We start from the raw sequence: 23,603 nt of genomic DNA, 5'->3' as shown, positions 1-23,603 counted from the left end.
CATGTCGCAGAAGGCTGTGAGCACTTGAGCTCGCGCACCATAACAGGGTATTGACTCCATATATCCCGGGGCGGGTTTGCGCCTGTGCCGGACGGCCTGGACTGCTTGAGTCGCAGGCCGTCGCTGCGGACCCGCCTCAGGCACCGCCGACGCCGCCCGCGCCCGCGTCCGCCGCCGGCGCCAAGGCCGTCTGCACCACCGCCGTGCTCCGCCGCGTCGTCAGCACCCCGCGCCCCGGCGGCAGGATACGTGCCTTGACACCGAGCACCATCCCCTCCGAGGGCGGGCACGAGAGCACCAGCGTCGGCGCGTTCAGCTCGGTCAGCCGGCGCAGCAGGGCGTCCGGGCGCGATGCTCCCGAGCCCGAGCGGGCCGCCACCACGTGCAGGCCGATGTCGGCGCCGTGGCCGAGGAGTTCGAGCAGCGGATCGAAGGCTCCTGAGAACTGGGTCGAGACCATGTCGTAGTCGTCGGCCAGCAAGTAGACGCGAGGGCCGAACCACCAGTCGCGGCGCCGCAGGCCCTCGCCGGTGACCTCCGGGCTCGGCAGGCGGAGCCGCATCACCTCGGTCAGGTCGGCGACGGCCTGCTTCGCGGTACCCTCCGTCACCGCGTACCGCAGCCGGTAGTCCTCGGGGACGTCGTCGGCCAGGCGGCGGCGGGGATCGATGACCACGAGCTGCGCCTGGTCGGGACCGTGCACGGCGGTGACGGCCGACGCGAACAGCCGGAGCAGGTTGGTGCGTCCGCTCTCGCCGTCGCCGACGACGGCGAAGTGCGGCTGCTCGGCGAAGTCGTGCCAGACCGGGGCCAGGCGCTGCTCCTCCAGCCCGAGGGCGACGCGCAGATCGCCGTGCGGGCCCGCGCCCTCGGCCGCGGGCAGGGCGGCGGCCTCCAGCACGGTCGGCAGGGTCCTGACCGCCGGGGCCCGGCGGCCGGGCCAGCTGCGCGCGACGGCGTCGACCAGCGAGGCCGTCCCGGACGGCAGGTCCTCGGCGAGCGGCAGGCCGTCGATCCGGGGCAGGGCCGCGAGGAAGTGGTGCTTGTCCCGCGTCAGGCCCCGGCCGGGACGGTCGCGCGGCACGGTCAGCGCGGCCCGCGCCTCGATCACCGACTCCACCGCGTCACCCAGCCGGAGCTCGAACCGGGTGCCGAGCTGGTCCCGGATCGCCGCCGGCAGCTCGGACCAGCGAGTGGTGCAGATGACCAGGTGCATCCCGTAGTTGAGGCCGCGGGAGGCGAACATCCGGATGTCGGCCACCAGATCGTCATAGTCCTGACGCAGCGTCGACCAGCCGTCGATGACCAGGAACACGTCGCCGTAGGGATCGTCCTGGGCCTCGGGCGCCCCGGCCGCGCGCATCCGCCGATAGGCGGCCATGGAGTCGACGCCGATCCGGGCGAAGCGCTGCTCCCGCTCGTCGAGGACGGCCCGCAGGTGCGCCATGGTCCGGCCGACCCGCTCGGTCTCGTGCCGGCCGGCGACGCCGCCGTTGTGCGGAAGCCCGGCGACGGCCGCGAGCATGCCGCCGCTGAGGTCGAGCCCGTAGAACTGGACCTGCTCCGGCGTGTGGGTCAGGGCCAGCGCCGTCAGCAGGGTGCGTATCAGCGTGCTCTTACCGCTCTGCGGGCCACCGGCGATGCCGACGTGGCCGCCGGCCCCGGCGAGATCGGCGACCAGTTCGTCGCGCCGCTGCTCGAAGGGACGGTCGACGATGCCGAGCGGGACGCGCAGCGGGCTCGCGCCGCGCCGGTCGATCGGCCGCAGGCCGTCGGCGGGGTCCGGGGCCAGCGGCGGCAGCAGGTGGTCCAGCGTCGGCGGCTCGGCCAGCGGCGGCAGCCACACCTGGTGGGCCGGGGGTCCGACGCCCGCCAGGCGGTCGATGATCACGTCCATCGCGGAGCCGAGGGCGCCGGCCTCGAACTCCCGTTCACCGGCTGGGGGCTCCGGCAGTTCCAGCACCTCCGGCAGCTCTGCCAGCTCCGGCAGCTCTGCCAGCGCCGCCACCCCGGATTCGGCCACCGGCACGTGATCCGTGGTGAACGCGACAACCTGAGCAGGCACGGTCCGAGCCGCACCGCCGGACGCCCGCCGCGGAACATAGTCGCCCGAGACGTACGCGGCCTTGAAGCGGATCAGCGCATCAGCCCCCTGAGCCAGGAAGCCGTTGCCCGGCGCGGACGGCAGGTGATGCGCGTCCGGCACCCCGAGCACGGTCCGGCTCTCGGCGGCCGAGAACGTCCGCAGCCCGATCCGGTACGACAGGTGGGTCTCCAGCTGGCCGATCCGGGCCTGGTCCAGCCGCTGCGACGCCAGCAGCAGGTGGACCCCGAGGCTGCGCCCCAGCCGGCCGATGACGATGAACAGGTCCATGAACTCGCGGTGCGCCGATATCAGCTCACTGAACTCGTCGACCACGACGAACAGCGTCGGCAGCGGATCCAGCGGCGCGCCGGCCTCGCGCGCCCGCTCGTATTCGAGCAGCGAGGCGAAGTTCCCGGCCGCCCGCAACAGCTCCTGACGCCGCATCAGCTCGCCGGTGAGCGTGTCCTGCATACGCGCGACGAGGTGGACCTCGTCGGCCAGGTTCGTGATGACCGCCGACGTGTGGAACAGCCGGTCCAGCCCGAGGAACGTCGCCCCGCCCTTGAAGTCGACCAGGACGAAGTTGAGGTTCTCCGGGGAGTGCGTCAGCGCGAGCGCGAGGACCAACGTCCGCAACAGCTCGCTCTTGCCGGACCCGGTCGCCCCGACGAGCATCCCGTGCGGGCCCACGCCGCCCTGCGCGGGCTCCTTGATGTCCAGCACCACCGGCGCCCCGGTCTGGTCCACGCCGATGGCGACTCGCAGCCGTGCCGAACCGGTGCGGGAGGCCCAGAAGTCCTCGGGCTTGAACACCTCAAGGTCGTGGATACCCAGCAGCGTGGCGAGTTCGAAGTCCGACTCCAACGGCCGCTCCGGCTCGGCGGCCCCGGCCAGCCGCATCGGCGCCAGGACGCGGGCCAGTGCCCGGGCCCGGGGCAGGCTCAGCCCTCCGGCGCGGCCGACGGCGACCGCGCGCTCGGACCGGTCCTGGCCGGTCTCGATCGACTCGACGCCATGCTCGGCCGTGATCCGCAGCCGCAGCGGACGGCGGCCGGCGCCGGGCGGCAGCACCCCGGCGACGTCCACGACGATCGCGTTGCGGTAGCCGTCCCCGTCCCAGCGGCCGTCCGGGACGGCCAGACCGCCGTCCAGCACGACGACCACGAACGGCTCCTCGGCCCCGGGCACCGCGCCCGGTTCGAAGCCGGGACGGTCGAACAGGCCCGGCCCCATGACCGCCCGCAGCGCGCCGAGGCCGTCGGCCCACAGCCGCACCGGGCCGGCCGCGTCGTGCCGGCGCGGGTGCCGGACGTGCGGGAGCCACTTGAGCCAGTCCCAATGCGACTGTTCCTGCGACCCCGCGCAGACCGCGATCCGCAGATCCTCGGGCGCGTGGAACGTCGCCAGCTCGGCGAGCATCGCACGCACCGCGGCCCGGCGGGCGTCCAGGCCGTCGGCGTCGCCGCCGAGGGACAGCTGCGAATACGACCGGAGCTGCGCGGCGATCGGCTGGTCGCGCACCGAGGTGTAGGCGCGGGTGAAGCGGCGCAGCGCCAGCGCGCAGACCGGTTCGAGGTCCTCGACCGGCTTGGTCTGGATCGGCGCGATCCGCAGCCCCAGCCGCTGCTCGCCGACCGCGATCCGGACCTCGGCGAAGTCCGGATGGCCGACCCGGCGCTCCCACAGCCGGGTGCCCAGCGCCGTGGACCACAACCCGTCCGGGTCAGGGTGCAGATACGCCGCGGAGCGCCGCTGCCGGTCCACGGCCTGCCGGACCGTGCGGCGGCTCTGCGCCAGGTAGCGGAGGTAGTCCCGGCGCTCGCCGCGCATCTTGCGGCGGTGCTGCCCGCTCTGCCGGCCCATCGACCCGACGAACATGCCGAGCGTGGACACCGCCATCAGCCCGGCCGCCAGGTAGATGCCGGTCGTGGAGCCGCTGCCGGGCCGTACGAAGATCAGCACCGTGGCGCTGGACGCGATCGCCATCGGCAGGTAGGTCAGGAGCATCCCGACGCCGCCGCCGGCCGGCTCGGAGACCGCGGGCGGCTCCTGGAGCGAGAGCGATCCCTCCGGCGGTTTCGGGGCCTGCGTGCGCGCCTGCCTGCGAAAATCGACGGTCGTTCCCACCCGGGTGTTCCTTCCGACGCACTCGTCCGATCGGCGACGCGGGCTACGGGTTCTGACATACCACGCAGTGGTACAGCACAGGCAGGGCATCGTCCGCGCCGATTCTGCGCACGAGAACGGCTTCGTGGCAACCCGGGCACCGTATGATCTCCGGCGTATCAGATCCCGGTCACCGCACCGACCCTTCGCGGTCATCCGGCGGCGGTCCCATCGGGGATCATCATGCCGTCTCAACAGATTACGGGAGTGCCCGTGGTGGTCAGTGCCCCGTCCGAGCCGGCGAGCCGGCTGTGCAGCCTGACGGTGCACACGCCCCTCGGCGTGCTCGACGCCTCGGTCCCGGCGGACGTCGAACTCGCCGAGGTGCTGCCCGCGCTGCTGCGCCTGGCCGCTGAGCGCGGGGCCGAACGCCGGGCCGAACGCGCGGCCGGGCAGGGCGCCGCCCAGGTTCGCGCCGGACTCGCCGGACTCGCCGAGCTCGCCGATCGCGGTCAGGCCGGGGGTGGCTGGGTTCTGCAACGTCTCGGCGGCGCGCCGCTGGACGAGGACCTGACGGTGGAGGCACTCGGCCTTGTCGACGGGGAGCTGCTCCACCTGCGCCCGCGTTCGGACCAGCTGCCCGAGGCGGACTTCGACGATCTGATCGACGGGGTCGCGACCGCCGTCTCGCGGCTGCCGGACCGGTGGCGTCCGGAGCGGACGCGAGCCCTGCTGCTCGGTGTCGCCGCCGCCGCGTTCCTCACCGAGAGCCTGTTGGTGCTGCTCGGCCGGCCCTCGGTCGGACTGGTGGCCGCCGGCTACGGCACGGCGCTGTTGCTGCTGGTGGCGGGCACGGCGGCATGCCGGGCTTTCGGGGACCGGACCGCGGGCGTCGTGCTGGGGGCGAGCGCGGTGCCGATCGCGGCCGCCGCCGGATACCAGTGGCCTGCTGTGTTCGAGCACGCTGAACTCGCGTCCCGGATTCTGGCGGCCGTCTCGTGTGCCGGAGGATCGGCGGTGTTCGCCGTACTGGCGTTCGGTGCGGGTGTTCCGGTCTTCTTGGGGATCGCGGTCGCTGCCGGGGCCACGGGCCTTGGGACGCTCGCCGTCCTGACCGGCGCGTGCTCGGCGGTCACCGCGGCGGCGGCGATCGGGACAGCCTCGCAGCTGGCGCTGATCGGGGTGCCGATGGCCGCGTTCCGGCTGGGGCGGCGGCGGTTGGATCCGTTGCCGACCGGGGCGAAGGACCTCCAGGAGCACATCGATCCGGAGCCCGCGGAGCGGGTCACGGCGGATGTGCGGGTCATCGACCGGTACATGACGTCGCTGACGACAGCGTTCGCGTTGCTGTGCACGGGAACGATCGCGGTTCTGGCACGGACGCCGGGGTGGGAGGCGCGCACGCTGGGCGGGACCCTCGCCGTGCTCTCCCTGCTGCATGCCAGGGTATTGAGCAGCGCCTGGCAGCGGTTGGCAGTCGCGGCGGCCGGGGTCTGCGGGGCGACGGTGCTGGTGGTGCTCGCGGCGCGAGGGGCGTCGGCGACGGTCGCGGATCTGCTGGTGGTCGTTGTCGCCGTGGCGGCGTCGGCATGTGTGGTGGCGGCTCGGACGATTCCGGGGCGGCGGTTGGTGCCGTACTGGACCAGTCTGGCGGATGCGACGCAGTGGTTGGCGGCCATCAGCCTGCTGCCTCAGGTGCTGCTCGTGACCGGGTTCTACCACTTCGCTCGCAGCCGCGGCTGAGGGCGCGCACCCATGGCATCGCAACGCGATCAGGTGCAGGCGTACGGGTTCCTGACCGGACGGCTCAGCTCGGCGCTGGTCCGGGCCGACGCCGACGCCCCTCGGACCCCGCTGCACCGCACCGCCTCCGGCAGTTCGATCGGACTGGTCCTGGGCCTGCTGGCCGGGGCCGGACTTTTGGTGTGGGGGCTGATCTCGCCCGCCGGGCCGCAGGGTTGGAAAGCGGACGGGACCGTGGTCGTGGACTCCGCGACCGGAGCTCGGTACGTCTACAGTTCCGGGGTCCTCTACCCGGTGCTGAACTTCTCCTCGGCGCTGCTGGTCGGCGGCGGCAAGGCGCCGGTGGCGGTCTCCGACTCGGAGGTGGCGGGGGTGCCGCACGGGCAGCCGTTGGGGATTCTCGGAGCGCCGGACGCGCTGCCCGCCGCGTCGCGTCTGACCGCCGGGCCGTGGCTGGTGTGCGCGTCGACGCGGACCGCGCCGGACGGGTCGACGTCCCCGGTCAGCACTCTGCGACTGGGCGCGGCGCCGAAGGCAGCGGCCGGCGGTGGGACCGGCGGTGCGACCGGCGCCGGGATCGCGGCCGTCGGGGCCGATCAAGCACTCCTGGTCTCGGACCCGGCAGGAATCCGTTACCTGGTCTGGGAAGGGAGCCGGCTGCGGGTTCCGGCGCCGTGGACGCTCGGCGCGCTGGGTCTGGCCGGCGCCGAGCCGCTGGCCGTCGGGTACGCGTTCCTCGACGCAGTTCCGGCCGGGCCGGACCTGGCGTCGCCGGCCGTCGGCACGCTCGGCGCGGCCGGCCCGACGGTGAACGGCGTCGCCTCCAAGGTGGGCCAGTTGTTCACGGTCCGCCAGGCCGGTGTGCCCGACCAGTACTTCGCGGCGCGCGCCGACGGGCTCACTCCGTTGACCGATACCGGTGTGGATCTGATGCGCAACGATCCCGAGGTGCGGGCGAGCGCCTACGGGGGCGGGGCGGTCGAGCCGACGCTGTTGTCGTCGTTGGCGGGTGTGCCGTTGTCTTCTGCCGCGTCCGCGGCCGGGTCCACGGCCGCCGCCGGGTCGCCGGCCGGCTCGGCGGCGCCGGGCCTGCCTCCGAGGCCGCCGCACGCGTTGCCGTCCGGGGCGCGGGTGCAGATCCCGTGCGCGCGGATCACGTTCGCCGGGGCGACTCAGCAGGTTGATCTGGTGACGGCGCCGGCGGCTGCGGCCGCGGGGCTGCCGGCCGTGTCCGGGACGGCCGTCACGGCGGACGCCCGCACCGCGGACGTGTTCGCGGTGCCGCCCGGGGGCGGGGCCGTGGTGATCGCGCTCACCGGGGGCGGGGTGCCCGGGGACGCGCACTACGTGGTCGCCGACTCCGGGGTGAAGTATCCGGTGCCGGACACCACGGCGCTAGACCACCTCGGCTATCACGGTGTCGCAGTGGTCGAAGTTCCGCAGACGTTGCTGGCTCTGCTGCCGACCGGACCCGCCTTGGATCCGGCGGCCGCCGCGGGGGCGGTGTCGGGCCTTGCACCGTCCGCGCACGCGAGTGCCGGGGGTTGAGCGTTTCAGGGGTGCGAGGGGCAAGTTCGCTCAGCGGCCGGGTGCTGATTCGCTCGATCTGCCCGCTCGGTGCGAAGAAGTGAACTTTTTGTGGACTTTGGTTTGTGATCAGACGAAGACCTGTGGGGTTGGGCTCAGCGTCTGTTCATAGCCTCTAGCGCGGGGACGGAGGAACCTGATTCGCTGTACGTCGCCAGCCGCGCCGAGCGCGATCGAAGCCACCATCAGAGGATTGCGATGTCTACTCCCACGTTCGGCAGTTCCGCCGACGCCACCAAGGCCGGGATCACCGTGTTCGAGGATGCCATCCGGGCCGCGAGGAGCATCGACACCGAGATCGAGTCGCAGGGTGAGGCGTTGGCCAAGTCGTGGACCGGCGACGCGGCGACCGTCTACCAGATGGCGGTGGGTGCGTGGCGCGACGGCTACAACGAGGTCGTGCAGCAGCTCGGGTACATGGTCGAGGCGCTGAACGGCACGATCGAGACCGTCGCCAAGGTCGAGGCGGCGCACACCGACGGCATCAAGCAGATGCTCGCCAAGCTGCACCCCGTCCGCTGACCCGCCCACCCCTCTACGAACGGAGCCTCTGATGAGCGAGCAGACACTGCAGGTCACCTATAGCGGCGTTCACAACGTCGGCACGGCTTTCATCGACGCGGCCAAGGCGCTGCGCCAGATGCTGGACTCGATGGATGCTCAAATAACCTCAACGCAGATGAACACCTACTGGCAGGGTGCCGCGCAGGACGAGTACGCGCGGGTGAAGGCGAACTGGAACCAGATTCTGGACAACATGACGGCCGGGCTCGGGGTCATGACCCAGACGCTGGAGGAGATCGCGCAGTCGTATCAGGCCACGGACACCAACATCGCGCTGAGCTGGCAGCAGATTCGCTGAGGCCGGGACCCCGGAAGGATCGACCCCTGTGACACCGCAGCCTCTCGCGCCGCCGTCGACCGACGTCACCGCGATGAACTGGGACGACGTGAAGCTGTTCGCCACCGAGATCGGCACGCTGCTCGCCGATCTCCAGCAGATCGCGCCCGATCTGCGGCAGCAGAGCCACTTCATGATCTCGCCCGGGACGTTCTACGACGCCAACCAGCTCACCGCCAACACGACGGCGCTGGGCACCAGTCTGCAGAGCGCCACGACCTGGATGCTGCGGCTGCTCGGCGACATCCAGACCGGCCTGACCAACGCGGTCACCAGCCTGTCCGGCGTCGACAGCCTGCAGAAGGAGAACGGCGCGAGCCTTCTGAGCCAGATCCAGAACATCAACACCGATCTCAGCAGCGGTCCCGGCAGCGCCGCCCCCGCCAAGTGACCTGAAAGGCGAGCAGCCGTGGCCACCGCTTCGAACACCCCGCAGGACACGAACTACAGCCAGTGGTTCGCCGAGGACGTCGTCAACGCGATCATCGTGCCGCCTACGATCGTGCCGGCGCGCAGCACGATCCTGGACCACTCGTGGATCTCCGGCGTCAGCGCCGACCACACGAACCCGTACAAGGTCGGCGACTACGACTACATCTTCGGCTTCGAATACTCCGCGCCGGTCGTGCACTGCTACGGGATCACCGTGAACCCCGACATCCGCATGGGGGCGAACGGCTCGGGCGGCAGCAGCGGCAGCGGCGGGTTCGCCAACGCGTTCTTCGGTCCGATGAAGAACGCCGTGGACCTGTACGCCGCCGACACCTACACGCCGGGGTCCTCGTTCCAGCCGGGCCGGGGCGCGGGGACCAGCCCGCTGTCGATGCACAACGCGTCGAAGACGCTGCTGTCGTTCAAGAACTGGCTGGACGGATCCGACGGCAGCGACGGCGGCACCGCGAGCCCGGGTGCCGCTCCGACGCTGGCCGCGTGGGTGAAGTGGCTGGGCTCGGAACAGGCGACGTGGCAGGGCACCGCCGCCGACGCGGTGTACCAGCTGATCACCGAGCTCGGCGGGATACTCACCGCCTGGCAGACCCAGCTCGACGGCCCGGCCGGCACCGGCTCGATGCCGCAGGCGCTGGACGACGCGGCGTTCGCGCTGGCCATGGTCGGCAACAACCTCAAAGTGGCGTACGACGGCTGGGCCCGCCCGGGCGACGACGGCCGGGAGTGGTGGCATCCGGAGAACGGCATCCGGGCCGCGCTCACCGCGCGCGGGCTGATCGTGGGCGGCATGAACGGTGTCTGGGACCTGACATACCCCACGGACCGCAGCGGTCTGCTGAAGGGCTCGGAGACGACGCCCGTCCCGGCGGGCTGGACCACCTGGCCCGTGACCGGCGCCGCGGTCCCGTCGATGACGATCGACCAGGCGGTCTGGTACCTGCGCGACGCCGCCAACCCGACCGGGATGCTCCAGACCGACGCCAAGTCGTACTGGACGTGGCAGATCACCCAGCTGGACCAGAGCTTCACCTCGGGCCTGGTCCACCTGGCCGAGGTCTACGGGACGTCCACGGCGGCGCTGACACCGCTCATCACGCCCACGCTGCACCCGATCACCGTGACCCCGCCGGTGACGCCGCCGCCGGACAAGAGCGACACCACGCCGCCGCCGGACACGAAGACTCCGCCGCCGACGAACCACACCACTCCCCCGCCGACGACGAACCACAGCACCCCGCCTCCCCTCACGCCGCCGCCGACCAAGCCGCCCGGCACCCACACGCCGCCGCCGGTGACCCCGCCGCCGACCAGCCACACCCCGCCTCCGGTGACGCCGCCGAACGTCCACATCCCGGATCCGAACACCGGTTCGGTCCCGCCGGTGAAACTCGCGGACTACGGCCTGGGCGGCAATGCCACGCTGCCCAAGCTGCCGACCGATCCGTGGTCCGCCGGCGGACCGGGCTCCGCGGGGCCGGGCGGCCTGGGCCCGCTCGGGCTCGGCGCGTTCGGAGGGCTGGGCGGGCTCGGCGGCGGCCTGGGCGGCGTCAACGGCCTGGGCGGTGCCAACGGCGGTCTCAGCGCCGCCGAGCAGCTGGCCGCCAAGAAGGCCGCGGGCCTGGAGGGCACCGCGGCGGCCGCGGCGAACGGCGAGGGCGGGATCCCGATGTATCCGCCGACCGGCATGGGCGGAATGGGCGGCCAGGGCGGCGACCAGCACGACCGTGAGCGCCACACCTGGATCTCCGAGGACGAGGAGGTCTGGGGTACCGATCCGGACCTGCCGCCGGCCGTGTTCGGGCGGCTTTGATGGAGCGTTCCTCGCCGCGGGTCATGGAGATGCGCGCGCGGCTGGAAGAGGCCCTCGCCGGGATCGAGGAGCGCCGGGCCGGCCTGGACCGGGCCCGGGCCTCCTTGGCCGACGCCGAGACCAGCAGCACCTCGCGCGACCACGTCGTCACCGTCACGGTGAGCGCGCGCGGCGTGCTCCAACGCGTCAAGTTCAACGGCACCCGCTACCGGTCGATGCCGGCCGCGGAGCTGGAGAACTCGATCGTCGAAGCCGTCGCGGCGGCGCGCGCCGAGATGGCCGGGCGGGTGACCGAGGTGTTCCGGCCGTTCCTGCCCGAGGGGTCGGATCTGCCGGCCCGGATGGCCGGGTCGGAGCCCGGCCGGCCTTGATCCGTACCCTGTCACAGCCTGCTGACGCGCCGCGCCGGCAGGCCCCGCCACCCCGACTTGAGGAGTCCCGATGGGTACCGGTTTCAGCGTCGATCCGTCACACCTGGACCAGTGGGCCGGCCGGTTCAGCGAGTTCGGCGTGCTGGCCCAGCACATGACGCTGGCGCTGGGAGAGATCGAGAACCGGGTCCGGGCCTGCCTGAGCGGCGACGACACCAGCCTGGCGATCCTGTACGGCGCCGAGCCGCAGTTCCGCGACCTCAGCTACTCGACCGACGGCTTCCATGTCGCGACCAACTCGGCGACCGGCGGCATCCAGACGGCGGCGAACGACTATCGCACTGTGGAGCGGCGGGCTTACGAGGCGGCGCGCATACCGCAGACCCCGCACCAGTCGTAGCGCTTACCCCGTAGCCACCGTCGCGAGGAGGACGAGAACCCATGGCCGCGCCCGACATCCCGGAGTTCCTCCAGGTGTTCATGGAGGTCACGCTGGGCCAGCGGGTGCCCGACGTCGACTACCACGGCTTGTACGGGGTCTCCTCGACGGTGGACTCGCAGATCGACGTCGTGGACAACCACTGGGGGAACACCTTCCGGAACGCGCTGTTCTCGGTCGGCTCGTACTCCGGCGACGGCGCCGACGAGATCTATTCCTCGATGGTGTCGTTGGACAGCTACCGGGCGGGTCTGTCCGAGGGGCTGGCCGCTCTCAAGGAGTACGTGTGGCAGAGCGCTGAGGAGACGGAGTACGGCACGCTGTCGATGGCGTTCCAGGCCGCTCTGTTGTGCGCGCAACTCTCGACCGAGATCGCTTTGGCGGTGTTCACCGACGGCGCGAGCCTGGCCAACGCGCCGGAGGAGATCGCGGCCACGGAGGCCGCGACGCAGTCGATCTACCACGAGATGCTCGTCAAACTGCTGACGAACGTCGGCCTGGGCGCCGGCTCCGCCGGGCTGGCCGACGGCCTGGCGCAGTGGGTGCAGCTCGCGGAGGGGACCCGGAAGAGTTTCGACACCTCCCAGTTCTTCGACACCGTGGGGTTCGGCGCGCTGGGCGGGATCTTCGGGGCGGCGATGGAGCCGGTCGGCAAGAGCTTCGGGTCCGTGCTGTCGAAGCTGCTGGGCAAGGACTTCTCGACGCTGTTCTCGAAGGACCTCGGCGACGTCTTCAACCACACCTTCCACGACGGCGTCGACAACGGTCTGAACCACGACCTCAAGACGGTCATCGACACCTACCTGACCACCGGACCGGGCCGCGACCCCGGACCGCTGAACCGGATGACGAAGGGCTTCGACGACGCGTTCCTGGCCCACCTGCCGGACTCCGTGGACGCCAGGACCCGCGCCGAGCTGGCCGACGACCTGGCCCGGGCCATCGACGCCGCGATGCGGAACGAGTCCAGGCTCGGCAGCGCCGTCGGCGACACGCTGGGCAAGAACGTCACCGACGTCCTCAACGCGTACCTGCCGCAATGGGCCGACGACGCGCTGGCCCCGGCGGTCCGCACCGCGATCGCCGACGCCGGCCGGACCATCCCGAAGGCCGTGGGCGGCACGATCGGCCACCAGGCGGGCGAGCTGATCGGGGCGAACGCGGCGCAGATGGTCGGCGCGGTGCTGGGCGAGATCAGCTACCAGGGCATGACCGGGCAGCAGATCAACGTCACCGGCTACGAGGCGCTGGCCACCGGGGCCGCCGGGTTGCTGGGGCACGGGAGCCACCAGGCGGCGCAGGGCGTGAAGGGCTGGAAGGCCGGTCGGCTCGGGGCCGAGGGCGGGGCGCCGAAGGTCGATGCGAAATTCGTGGAAGAGGCGGCGCCGAAGCCGATCACCGTGACTCGGCCGCAGGAGATCGTGACCGAGGTCGAGGGGAAGAACGGCGGGTCGGTCTCGGAATCCACCTCGGAATCGAACGCGACCTCGAACTCATCAGCGAATGAATCGAAGTCTTCTACCACCGAGTCGAACACACAGACATCCAAGAAGTCCGTCACCACCAGTGCGCCCGGCCCGAAGGACGCTCCGCCGCCGAAGCCCGTAACGACCTCGGTTCCCGAACGCTCCACGAACAACGAGGCACACTCCACCACGACGCCCAAGGATGCTCCGAGCGACAGCACGGCGAAGCAGCCGGCCGTTCTGACCACGGTCCCCCAGCATGCGACCGCGTCAGCGACTGCCGGCGGAGACAATCAGCCTACTAATCACCCGACTAATCAGCCCACTGATCAACCCATCAGCCACCGCGCCAATCAGCCCACTGACCACCCCGCGCCCCTGCCCCCGGGCCGCCGCGTGCCCACCGGCCCGACCAACCCGGCCGGCTACACGCCCCACATCGAGCTCCGCCAGTCCTCGGATCATCACATCTCGGCCGACGACGCCGCCAACGCCCTGGCCCGTCCCTTCCTCACCGGCACCTCGCCGCACTGGGCGGCGCTCGACACCGGACGGCCGCTGGTGCTGGACCACGACGGCACCGTCGCGCCCGAGCGGCTCGCCGCGATCGCGGCGAGCCTGAGCACGAAGATCGCCGCCGACGTGGTGTGGGGCCTGGCGCCCACGCTCACCGGGCACGACGGGACGGTCGGCACCGGCCACGTGGTCCTCGACCGGAACGGCGTGCCGCGTCCGGTCCGGCAGGACGGCCGCTGGACCCGCCACCATCCCGACGGGACCCGCGAGGAGTTCGTCGGCGACCTGTCCCACGCCGTCCGGCCCGGCATCACGGACCCGAAGGCCGGGGGACACTCCGCGCACACCGGCGCCACGCACTTCCCGGGCCCGGCCCGCGACCAGCATCAATGGTCTGCGTTCCACGCCGGAGCGGAGGACAAGCCCCAGCGCATCGACGTGTTCGACGACGCCGACCACGCCTCGTCGTTCCTGTCCCACTTCGGCGTCGGGTACGGCCACACGCTGGTCCTGCGCGACGGCCTCGACCCGTCGACGGCCACCCACGAACGCGCCGCCCGGGACACGTTCGTCGACGTCGCCGGACGCCTGACCGTCGCCGCCCACGGCGGGGCCGACCACGTCCGTGTCGGCGACTACGAGCTGGGCCCGAAAGCGTTCGCCCAGCTGCTCCGGCAGCACCCGGACTGGGAGCAGGCGAAGGAGTACGGGATCCGGCTCAACGCCTGCGACACCGGCGCCGCGTCGGGCGACCAGCCCTCCTTCGCGCAGCGGCTCGCCGACGAGCTCGGGGTGAACGTCGCCGCGCCCACGAAGAAGTCCTGGACCTCGGCCGACGGCATCACGATGGTCGCCGACGTGGATCCGGCGCACACCCACCTGCCGCTGACCACGGCCAAGGGTGTCATGCACGACTTCGTCCCTACCGGCTCGGCCGACGACCGTCCCCGGCTCCCGGACGCCTCCACCTATCCGGCGAAGGCCTTCTTCCGGGACGGTCCGGACCACCCGCGCTGGCAGCACGACGTCGTCCAGTGGTCGGCGCCGTACCAGACCCCTGATCCGGCTCTGAACCAGACCCAGCCACGCCTGCCCTGGTACACCGCCAAACGCGACGGCATGCAGGCGCTCGGCGACAGCTCGGTGGTGAAGGTGGTCCCGCCGGCCGACGCCCACGGGCACGCCACGACCGTGACCTCGACCCTCAAACAGCAGCTCAGGGAACTGGGAAACCCCGCAACGCCAGTACCCGACCTCAGCCGCCGCCTGGAGAACGATCTCACCCGTGAGATCACCAAGGCCCTGCAGACCGAGGATCCCCACGCGTGGACCAAGTACCTGCGCTCGGGCCTCCATCTCGGTGACGGGAACACGGCGCTGCACGTGCGGTTCCGGCTCGACGGCGAGACCCAGGCGCCGCCGGCGTCCCAGGGCGACCCGGTGCTCACCAACGCCACTACCAAGTACGGCGACATCTCCTTCACCCGCACCGACGCCAAGAAAAGCGCCAGCGGCCTCGGTCTGCTGGCGGAGGGCTTCCACACGGTCGGCGGCGCCGTCCTGTCGACCGTCGTCCCGCTCGTCAGCGTCAGCGTCTCGAACACCCGCCACGACGGCCAGGGCATCGCCGACGAGGTGCAGCTCGGCAACCGAGGGACCAACACCGCGCGGTTCGGCGTGGACCACCACGTGACGATCGAGGTGACGGCGCGCGCCAAGCACGGGATCACCGCCTCGGCGACCGAGCGGACCGACGCCGTCCTCACCGCCGCGCATCCGACCACCTACGCCGGCGGCGACCTCGTCCGCGGACCGCACGTCGACGGCGGCGCGGCGCCGGAGCACACCGAGATCGTGGTCCGGAACCCGTCCGCGATCGAGAAGTTCGACTACGCGCTCGGCGGCGTCGACACCAAGCCGCTGGAGGACGTGTTCCTCAAGACCCTGATGGACACCGACCGGCTCTCCGGCAAGCAGGCCGCCCGCATCATGAAGGCGGCGACGACCGAGTTCCTGGACGAGAAGTCGATCCGCGACCGGGCCCAGGCGCTGTTCACCGACTCCTTGCCCACCAACTTCGTCCGGCCGAGGGGGTTCAAGGGCTACGTCACCCTGAAGGCGCACGTCGTCTCGGTCCAGCGCATCGGGCCCTCCGCCGAGGGCGGTGTCCGCAACGACATGGCCGAGACGGTGACGGTCAAGCACTCCAGCGGGCACGGGCAGCAGACGTCGGTCAAGGTCGGCACCGAGTTCAACCTCAAGGTCTCCGATCCCCGGAAAGGCCCCTCGGCCGGGGTGTCGGTCAGCGGCGGCCTCGGCTCCGGCCACGGCACCGGCACCGCGGTCCAGGGACAGGCCAAGACCGCCGTCATCCACGGCGGCCCGCAGCGGCGCTACCAGACGGTGATCCGGGTCGAGGGCCAGATCCACAGTGATCTGCGCGGCCACCGGGTCGAGGACTTCACCGCGGATCTGACCGGCGAGCTGCTGGTGCCCGAGAGTCAGCTCCCTGAGGCGGATCCGGCGAACCCCGCGCCCCGCGACGTCTTCGAGACCGCGCTGGCCGATGCTCCTCGGGAACCGGCGCCGACGCGGCGCGCGACCCTGAACCGGGACGCGGTGCACCGGGAGAACGACGGTGCCCTGAACCTCGCCACCAGGTTCGGCACCGCCACCGGGCTGACGAAGGCGGACACCTGGCTGGCGCGGAACCATCCGAAGACCTATCTGCGGCTGCGCAAACTGGAAGCCGGCTTCACCCGGCCGAATTCCGGGCTTCGAGAGCCGTTCCCGCGTGGAGGTCTGGCGGACGACGCGGCCCTGGTCCGGCATCTGCGGCGGCTGGACGGACCGGTCGAGCTGCATCTGCGGCCGGATTACGAGCTCACTCCCGCGCGGCTCGAAACGCTGCTCCGGCTTCAGCAGTCCGGGAAAGCCGCCCTGTTCCGGGTCTCGGACGACCCGAACCTCGCTCCCTACCGGATCTTGATCCATGAAACGCGCCAGGAGCCGACGGTGCCCCTGCCCCCTGAGGGAGCGAATCCCGGGGGTACGGCGCCGCACGAGGACATCCAGCTCCAAGCCCCCAACGAGCCCAGGCTCCGGGTGACCGCCTTCACCGGGCCGGAGCAGCAGTACTCCTCGCGCCACGGCTACGTCCTGGACCAGCACGGCGTCCGCCACGGCTGGTCGGGGGACGTGGGGGCACCGAACCCGGCGCATCCGAACCACGACCCGCAGGGTCCTGCGACGGTCCGCGCACCGCGGACCCGGACCATCAGCGATCTGCGCAACCCCGCACGCAACGCGGAGGAGAACCCGCCCCGCGTCGCCGTCGTCGTCTCCGCGCATCGCAGTGAGTCGCTCGCCGCCGAGGTCACGGAAGTCCGGGACGCTCTGGGCGACCGGATGGTCGAGCGGACCTCGCCCTATGGCGTGCTGACCACCGAAGGCGAGCACCGGCCGGACACCGGCTACGTCGTCAACCCCGCGGGCAAGGTGGTGTGGGGCTGGGAGCGGGCGCCCGACGAGGTTCCCCAGTGGGGGCCGAACGCGGAATCCGGCAAGGAAACGCTGGTCGCGATGATGCGGCAGGCCGGGAAGACCGGTCTTCAGATCGTCGTGGATCCGGGCAGCCGGTTCGCACAGGAGTTCCGGACCGCGGTCACCCAACTGCACGCGGACGACGTCCTGAACGGGAACCCGCCGAACCGCAAGTACGAGAATCTGCTGACCCGATGGGACCGCACGCGGAAGAACCACGGCGAAGAACTACCGCTCCTGGACAAGGACCAGCTGCTCCGGATGCTGGTGTCCGACCCGAACGTCCGCATCGTCGACGAGCACGGCGTCGTGCAGAACGACCTCAACGCCCGCGGCGTCGTCCAGCGCCGCCCGACCGCCGTGGACACCTCGCACAGACTCCGCGAGGAGTACGCGATCCACAACGACGGCACCGTCCTGCGCTCCGTCTCCTGGCGGCGCGACCCGGTCGGCGACGGCGACCTGGTGGTCGGCCACGTCCGCCGGGCCGTCCACGAGTCCGACCCCCGGCAGGAGACCCCTGACATGGTGTCGGGGACCGGGCTGGGTTCGGCGGCGCTCAAGGAGCTTCCCGGCGCCCAGCACATCCACGGCACCGTGCGGTCGCTGATCACCAAGATGATCGACAACGACCACGGCGCGGGACGGCACGGCGACCGGCCGGGCGACGCCGCGGCGGCCCGGCGGCACGCGAAAGCCTCCGCACAGCTGCGGTTCGAGCTCGACAAACAACTCCAGCTCACCTTCGGCACACCCAAACTGCGCGGCGCGCGCGGCCGCGGCTTCGACTCCGGGCTCCAGGAGGAGTTCTCCTTCCGGGGCCGCAAGTATCAGGTCACTGTCGAACAAGTGCTGTTGCGCCGCGACCCCGGCACCATCGACACCGAGACCGGCCTCGCGATCGACCACCAGGTCAAGGGCTCCCGAGGGGCCAGCACCTCGGTGACGCGGTCCGGGCACGTCACCCTGGAGGGCGGCGGCGGCGCCCGGTTCGAGCTGCCCGGCGACGAAGTGGCGCTGGACCTCGGCGACACCGGGATCAGCCTGTCCGGGAGCATGCAGACCACCCGGTCCCTGAACTCCACGGCCAAGAACCAGTCCCGGTTGCGCGCGCCGAACGGTGTAGCGTCCCGGCCTGAATACGAGGCCAGATACCAGGTCACGGTGACCGAGTCGACGCGGCGCGTGCTCGGCGGCACCCGGGACCGGGTCGCCAGCCGGATCATCGACCAGGATCCGGTGACGGTGCCGGCGATCGTGCACTCGGCGTTCCGCCCGGACGCCGAGCGCGCCGGGGACGCGGCCTACCGCGCGGCGTATCACGACGTCGTCAGCACTCTGGGACGCACGACGGAACTGACCGGGACAGAGTTCGACAACCTGTTCCGGTCCGAGCACCGCTACGACTTCAGCAGCTCCGGCACCGACGGGCTGCACGCCACGTTCAGCGGCCTCAAGGGCGCGGTCGCGGCGGCGACGAACCTGGTGCTGGACCACGCCTTCGGGACCGATCCTTCGCGCCGCGCTCCGGCCGAGGGGCCGCAGACCCACCCCGCCCACCCCGCCTACGTCGCCGAGGTCGAGCGTGCGCTGTCGGAGGGCTTCCTGCGCTCCAATCTGCCGCGGTTGCTCGGCGAGGGCATCCCGGTCCCGCTGCCCAAGGAACACCACTGGGGCGCGGGGCTGCCGAACGCAAACCATTCGCTGACCGTGCGCGGGTACCTCGTCAAGGGCGACCCCGGGGCCGGGCACGCGGCGCCGAGAGCGACCGTGGAGAGCTACGTCGAGCACGACGTCAAGGTCTCGACGAGCAAGAACAAGTCCTTCACCTTCGACGGGCACACCGATTTCGGACCGGCGATCACCCTCGGCGTGACCACCGAGAACAAAGAGGGCGGCGGGGACGGCACCACCCCGCCGAGCGAGTCCGCCGGCCCGTCGGCGAACTCCAAGCGGGCGATCCACAACCAGGTCGGCGGGAACGTCGGCTTCGAGGCCGGCGGGACGCTGTACAGCAAGACCGTCGACCGCACCCGGGGCAGCATCGACATCTCCCTGCTGACCGAGACCGGCGGGCAGCAGGTCGAGCGGGCCCACCTCGTGCTGGAGATCGTCAGCACCCGGACACCGGTCGACGCCCCGACGCTGACCGGGCCGCTGGGCCGCGCGTTCCGGTCGCAGGCATACGGGGACGAGTCCCTTCCGAGGGAGAAGTCGGTCAAGCTCCTGGTCGAGAACAGCGTCGAGCTGTCCTTCTCGCAGAACCTGCACGCCGACGTCCAGGACCCCGACCGCCTGAACCCGGCCGAGGACCCGGATCGGTTCATCTCCGAGGACCGTCGCGACGCCGCGTTCGCCGCCGGCTACACGACCCACTTCGACGACCGCTCGGGGCGGTTCACGCAGATCGTGGCGGCGCGCTCCGACACTCCCGTCCAGCTCGACGCCGGGACCGGCATCGCCGGGGCGGTCAAGCACGGTCTGGAGAGCACCGGGCTCATCGGCCCGGAGCACCTGGACGACGCCTCGGACATCTGGCGCGCGCTGAGCGCCCGGTTCGGCCCCGAGGCGCTCAAGGCGCATCCGCACGACCTGATGGACGTCGGGCTGACGCACCGCGTGGAGATCCCCGGCGGCTACGGCTCGACCCGGCGGCTGACGGTCGAGGTCACCGCGACCCCGACCGGACCGCCGCAACATCTGCGGGCGCGGGACAACGCCGTGGTCACCCTCGGCGGGCAATCGCTGAAGCAGGACGGCACGAAGTCGTCGAGCGGCTTCCATTTCTCCGTCTCCGGCGGGGTCTCCGGGAAGTTCACCGCGAGCGGCGAGAACTACGGGGCGCCGTCGTCGAGAATCGGTTATGAGCACTCTGATTCCACCACGACCGGTCACGACGTCGTCGACCGCGACATCCGGCGGGCCAATCCGCTGCTGAACTCCGGCGACGTCCCGCAGCCGCAGAGCGTGAGCGAGGAATTCGTCCACCACCTCTCCGTGGAGATCAAGATCTACGCGGACGCCGAACTGCCGGCGCCGCTGGCCTCGGTGCGGAGCGACCACTTCTCGGAGTCCTCGCGCTCGAAGCCGTTGGTGACGTTGACGAACGACGGCGTGACCATGCGCACGGTCGTGCCGCGCCATTTCACGACGCAGGAGGAACCGGCGCAGGCGGAACCGGCACAGGATGGCGCGGCACAGGTGGACCCGGTGGCGCAGCCACGGAGCCGGGTGGCGGGCCCCGAGGACCGGACAACGCCGAGCCCGCTGGACGTGTATCTCGGCAAGCATCTCCAGGCCCTGTCTTTCCCGGGCCTCAAGCATGTCCTCGACGCCACGCCCGCCACGATCCTGCCCCGCCAGGACGCCACGGCCCACCTGTCCCGGCGCGCCGGCGCGCAGCCCTTCGCCCACACCGAGGTCTACGATCCGACCACCGACCTCGGCGTGACCCTGAGATCCTCGCTGACGAACCGGAACGTCCGCGACAACACCCAGGACCTGTTCCTGGGCAAGATGGAGCTGCCCTCCCCCACCGGCGATCCGATCCTGCTCGGCGGCCACAGCGGCGTCATCCGCCCGATCGGCGACTCGACCGCGTACAGCGGAATGAACTTCGGCGAACGCGCGTCCGAGCCGAGCTTCGGCGAGGAGTCGGGAAGCAACTGGTCCAAGGGTATGGGCTTCGGCGGCGGCGATCACGTCGGCGCCGGGGTGCCGAGCCGGTCCGGCGACGGGGAGAACACCCGCGAGCGGGAGGGCACCAGCGGCGACTACGTCGAGGACAACGCGAGTTGGTCAGGGACCACCTACGCCTACGGCGGGAAGTTCTCGTACACCTTGCACGGACCGCGGAACCACACCGTGGTGGTCGACGCCGGGAAGAACTTCGAGGGCCTGCTGCCCCGGGGCTGGGCGCTCAGGGCCGCTGAGGAGTTCCCCTCCCAGGTCGTGCACCCGGACGCGATGACGATCGCGGCTGCGGATCAGGTGCGGGACCTCGTCAACCGGGCGGGACGACCGGGGGTCGACGACACCCTGCATCTGGTCGGCGACGTGACGGGACCGGACTCCGCCGATGCGCTCAACGGGATCGCGCGGGACCTCTCCGTCCGCCTCGACCGGCGTGTGGACCTGGCCCTGGTCGTTCCTGGGACGGCCGGGAATCCGGAGCACTTGGAGCACCACGTCTTCGAGCGGACGACCGCGGAGCACCAGGCGGCGCGGGACGCGCTGGCCCGGCAGCAGGATGCTGACATGCGGCATCCGCAGCTGGAGCAGGCGGCACGGACCGCGCAGTCGATGGTCGGACCGAACGATCAAGCCCTCGTCGACCGGGCAGCCCGCAGTTCGCGGGAGCTGGCCGATCATCAGGCCCAGCATCCCGGAGACCAGTTCGCGCTGGATGCCAGGGCGCGGACCCTCAGGATCCAGGCTGAGAAGCTGACCAACGACGCCGGCAACGCGCTTGAGTTCGCGAAAACGAACAAGCAGTTGGAGGGCGACGCGCAGGAATTGGCGACCAGGGCGTCGCTCGCGTCGCAGAGCGCTGATCAGGCGACGCGGGTCGCGAACGACCGGCGTGAGCTGACCAGACTCGCCGGCCAGCACACGGAGGCTGCTCGCGGCCCGCAGACCCGTCTCATCGCACGCGAGAACGCGGAAGCGGCCTTGCGCGAGAACAGAGACGCGGCCACGACGGCCCAGACGGACCTGGACGGCGCGCATGGGCAGATGAGCGTGTCCGCACACGACACCGGGCAGCGCTTCGTCGAGGACGCCGAGAACCGCTCCGATCTGGGAGCGGCCCACCTTCCCACGCATGACGAGGCCGTGGCCCGGATGTGGAAGACCACGCCGTCGGGGTTCGTGCTGGCCGACAACAACGTGCACCTGACGACGGCGCGCGCCGTTCCCAGCGTGCCGGGCGCCACGGTGGTGTCGATCGGCGGCACGCGGGATGCGGGGACCGGGGCGCACGTCATCCGGAATCGGACGATGACGCCGCGGGAGTTGGGGGCGGCGATCGTGAACAGGCTTACTGCGCAGGGGGCGGCGGGTGCTGTGCTGCCGCGCAAGGTGGTGGTGCACGGCGACGACAGCCACGCCGTGGCCGAGGCGATCAGCCAGGCGCTGCCGAACGTCGATGTGATCGGCGCGCGTGGCAGCGTCGGGAGTTTGAAGTCCGGGCGCACGGTGGCCGGGGCCGTCGCCGCGCTGGGCAACCGGTTCCTTCTTCAGGGGAACGGCGGGGGGCGGTGGGTCGCGTATCGGAACGGGGAGCCGGTCGCGATTCCGACCATCGCGGGCCTCCGTGACCTGACATCCGTGATCGCCTCGCTGGACGCGCGGCGGCGACGGCGCGTGCCGAACCCGAACCCGAACCCGAATGCGAACCCGAACCCGAATCCGGCGCTTTTGGCGAACCCGGCCGACAATCCGCCCCTGGATCAGGGACCTGTCGCGGTCCCGATCGCTGGGGAACAGCTGACAGGAGCAACCGCGTGACCTCGACGGACCACCAGGCAGCCGACTCACGGTCGGACGCCTACCACCGGCTGCTGCTCCGCCTGGCGGGCCGCGTCCCCGACGGTCTTGTGGCGCAGGGCCGCGAATGGCTCGCCGCGGGAGACCTGGCGACGCTGGCGCGCGGGGTCGTGTCGTGCTGCGTGGCGATGCGCGTCGCGCTCCCCGCCGCCGACATCGAGGCGCTGCGCGCCGTCTTCGCGGCCGAGCGGCTGGACGCCGCGGCGCTGGACCGGCTGGTCGGCAGCGAGGCGGAGCCGTTGGTGGAGCACTCGTTCGGCGCGGCCGCGCCGAGTGTGGTGGCGGCGTGGGCTGAGCGGGGGGCGGAGTTGGGGTACTGCCTCGATCTGACGGGCGGGGGCAGCGGGCTGGCCGATGACCTCGACTGGGCGCTGGCCGACGCCGCCGCCGCGCTGCCGGGCGCCTTCGCCCTGTGGCGGACGTGGCGCTCCCCCGCCGACGGCGCCCCATGGCCCGCGCCGCGCCGCGTATTCCTGCTGGCAGTGGCCGAGGGCACGGACCCGAGCGGGACGACCGCCGCGCTCCAGGCCCGGCTGACCACGCTGGGCGAGACCGACCCGCAGGTCGAGGTCTTCCCGATCGGGGACGCGCTACCCCCGTACCAGCGCGCGGCCCGAGCCATGTCCGCCCTGCTGTGGACCGCCGCCCCGACCGCACCGATCCGCCTGGCGCAGGTCTACGACCACGTCCACCCCGAATCAGGACCCGGATTCGCACCGGACCGCGAGCACCTGGGCGAAGCCGAGGCCCAGGCCGTCACCCGCCTGCTCGAAGACGCCACCGTCCTGCTCGCCACCACAGCAGCGCTCGACGACGTCCTCCGCCCAGGAGCAGGCCACCGCGTCCCGGTGAACTTCCTCACCGACGGCACCTGGGTCTGGAGCGACGCGATCGGCTACTACGCACGCGAACACGGCGTCGCACCGGTACCCGAACTACTGGCCCACCTCCGCGCCGACCGCGAACGACAGAGCCCCGACGACGTAGCGCTATTCCGCGCAACCGCCGCGCTGACGCGCCCCGAGCAGGAAGGCTGAG

Annotated in this window: 11 protein-coding genes; 10 read left to right on the top strand and 1 reads right to left on the bottom strand. The window is 71.7% G+C overall.

Annotated features, from left to right (window positions below; translation table 11 throughout):
* Positions 1-136 precede the first annotated feature (136 nt).
* Positions 137-4,213 (bottom strand): type VII secretion protein EccCa, encoded by a 4,077-nt coding sequence (gene eccCa, locus ABD481_RS16020; protein WP_344666452.1) that lies wholly within the window; start codon positions 4,211-4,213, stop codon positions 137-139.
* Between the two features lie 252 nt (positions 4,214-4,465).
* Between eccCa and eccD the strand changes: the two genes are divergently transcribed.
* The 10 genes from eccD (at position 4,466) to ABD481_RS15970 (ending at position 23,602) form a co-directional block, all read left to right on the top strand.
* Positions 4,466-5,935, top strand: coding sequence for a type VII secretion integral membrane protein EccD (gene eccD, locus ABD481_RS16015; protein ID WP_344666451.1), 1,470 nt, complete (start codon positions 4,466-4,468; stop codon positions 5,933-5,935).
* Between the two features lie 12 nt (positions 5,936-5,947).
* Entirely contained in the window at positions 5,948-7,483 is a 1,536-nt protein-coding gene (eccB, locus tag ABD481_RS16010; RefSeq protein ID WP_344666450.1) for a type VII secretion protein EccB, read from the top strand.
* A 237-nt stretch (positions 7,484-7,720) separates the two neighbouring features.
* On the top strand, positions 7,721-8,044 hold the full coding sequence (locus ABD481_RS16005) for a WXG100 family type VII secretion target (RefSeq protein ID WP_344666449.1): 324 nt from the start codon (positions 7,721-7,723) through the stop codon (positions 8,042-8,044).
* A gap of 31 nt (positions 8,045-8,075) precedes the next feature.
* Entirely contained in the window at positions 8,076-8,384 is a 309-nt protein-coding gene (locus tag ABD481_RS16000; protein WP_344666448.1) for a WXG100 family type VII secretion target, read from the top strand.
* Positions 8,385-8,412: 28 nt separating this feature from the next.
* Positions 8,413-8,814, top strand: a complete 402-nt coding sequence (locus tag ABD481_RS15995; protein ID WP_344666447.1) for a hypothetical protein — start codon at positions 8,413-8,415, stop codon at positions 8,812-8,814.
* An 18-nt stretch (positions 8,815-8,832) separates the two neighbouring features.
* Positions 8,833-10,683, top strand: a complete 1,851-nt coding sequence (locus ABD481_RS15990) for a hypothetical protein (RefSeq protein ID WP_344666446.1) — start codon at positions 8,833-8,835, stop codon at positions 10,681-10,683.
* Positions 10,683-11,054: a YbaB/EbfC family nucleoid-associated protein gene (locus tag ABD481_RS15985; protein WP_344666445.1), complete on the top strand. Its 372-nt coding sequence runs from the start codon at positions 10,683-10,685 to the stop codon at positions 11,052-11,054. The genes ABD481_RS15990 and ABD481_RS15985 overlap by 1 nt, the downstream gene beginning before the upstream one ends.
* A 70-nt stretch (positions 11,055-11,124) precedes the next feature.
* Positions 11,125-11,454 carry a hypothetical protein gene (locus ABD481_RS15980; RefSeq protein ID WP_344666444.1) on the top strand — a complete coding sequence of 110 codons (330 nt, stop codon included), beginning with the start codon at positions 11,125-11,127 and terminating at the stop codon, positions 11,452-11,454.
* A 41-nt stretch (positions 11,455-11,495) separates the two neighbouring features.
* Complete coding sequence (locus tag ABD481_RS15975) at positions 11,496-22,526, top strand: hypothetical protein (RefSeq protein ID WP_344666443.1); 11,031 nt, start codon at positions 11,496-11,498, stop codon at positions 22,524-22,526.
* Complete coding sequence (locus ABD481_RS15970; protein ID WP_344666442.1) at positions 22,523-23,602, top strand: hypothetical protein; 1,080 nt, start codon at positions 22,523-22,525, stop codon at positions 23,600-23,602. The genes ABD481_RS15975 and ABD481_RS15970 overlap by 4 nt, the downstream gene beginning before the upstream one ends.
* Position 23,603 lies beyond the last annotated feature (1 nt).

It is taken from the genome of Catenulispora yoronensis (assembly GCF_039531695.1).
GTDB lineage: Bacteria > Actinomycetota > Actinomycetes > Streptomycetales > Catenulisporaceae > Catenulispora > Catenulispora yoronensis.
This window is presented reverse-complemented; position numbering and strand designations above follow the sequence as displayed.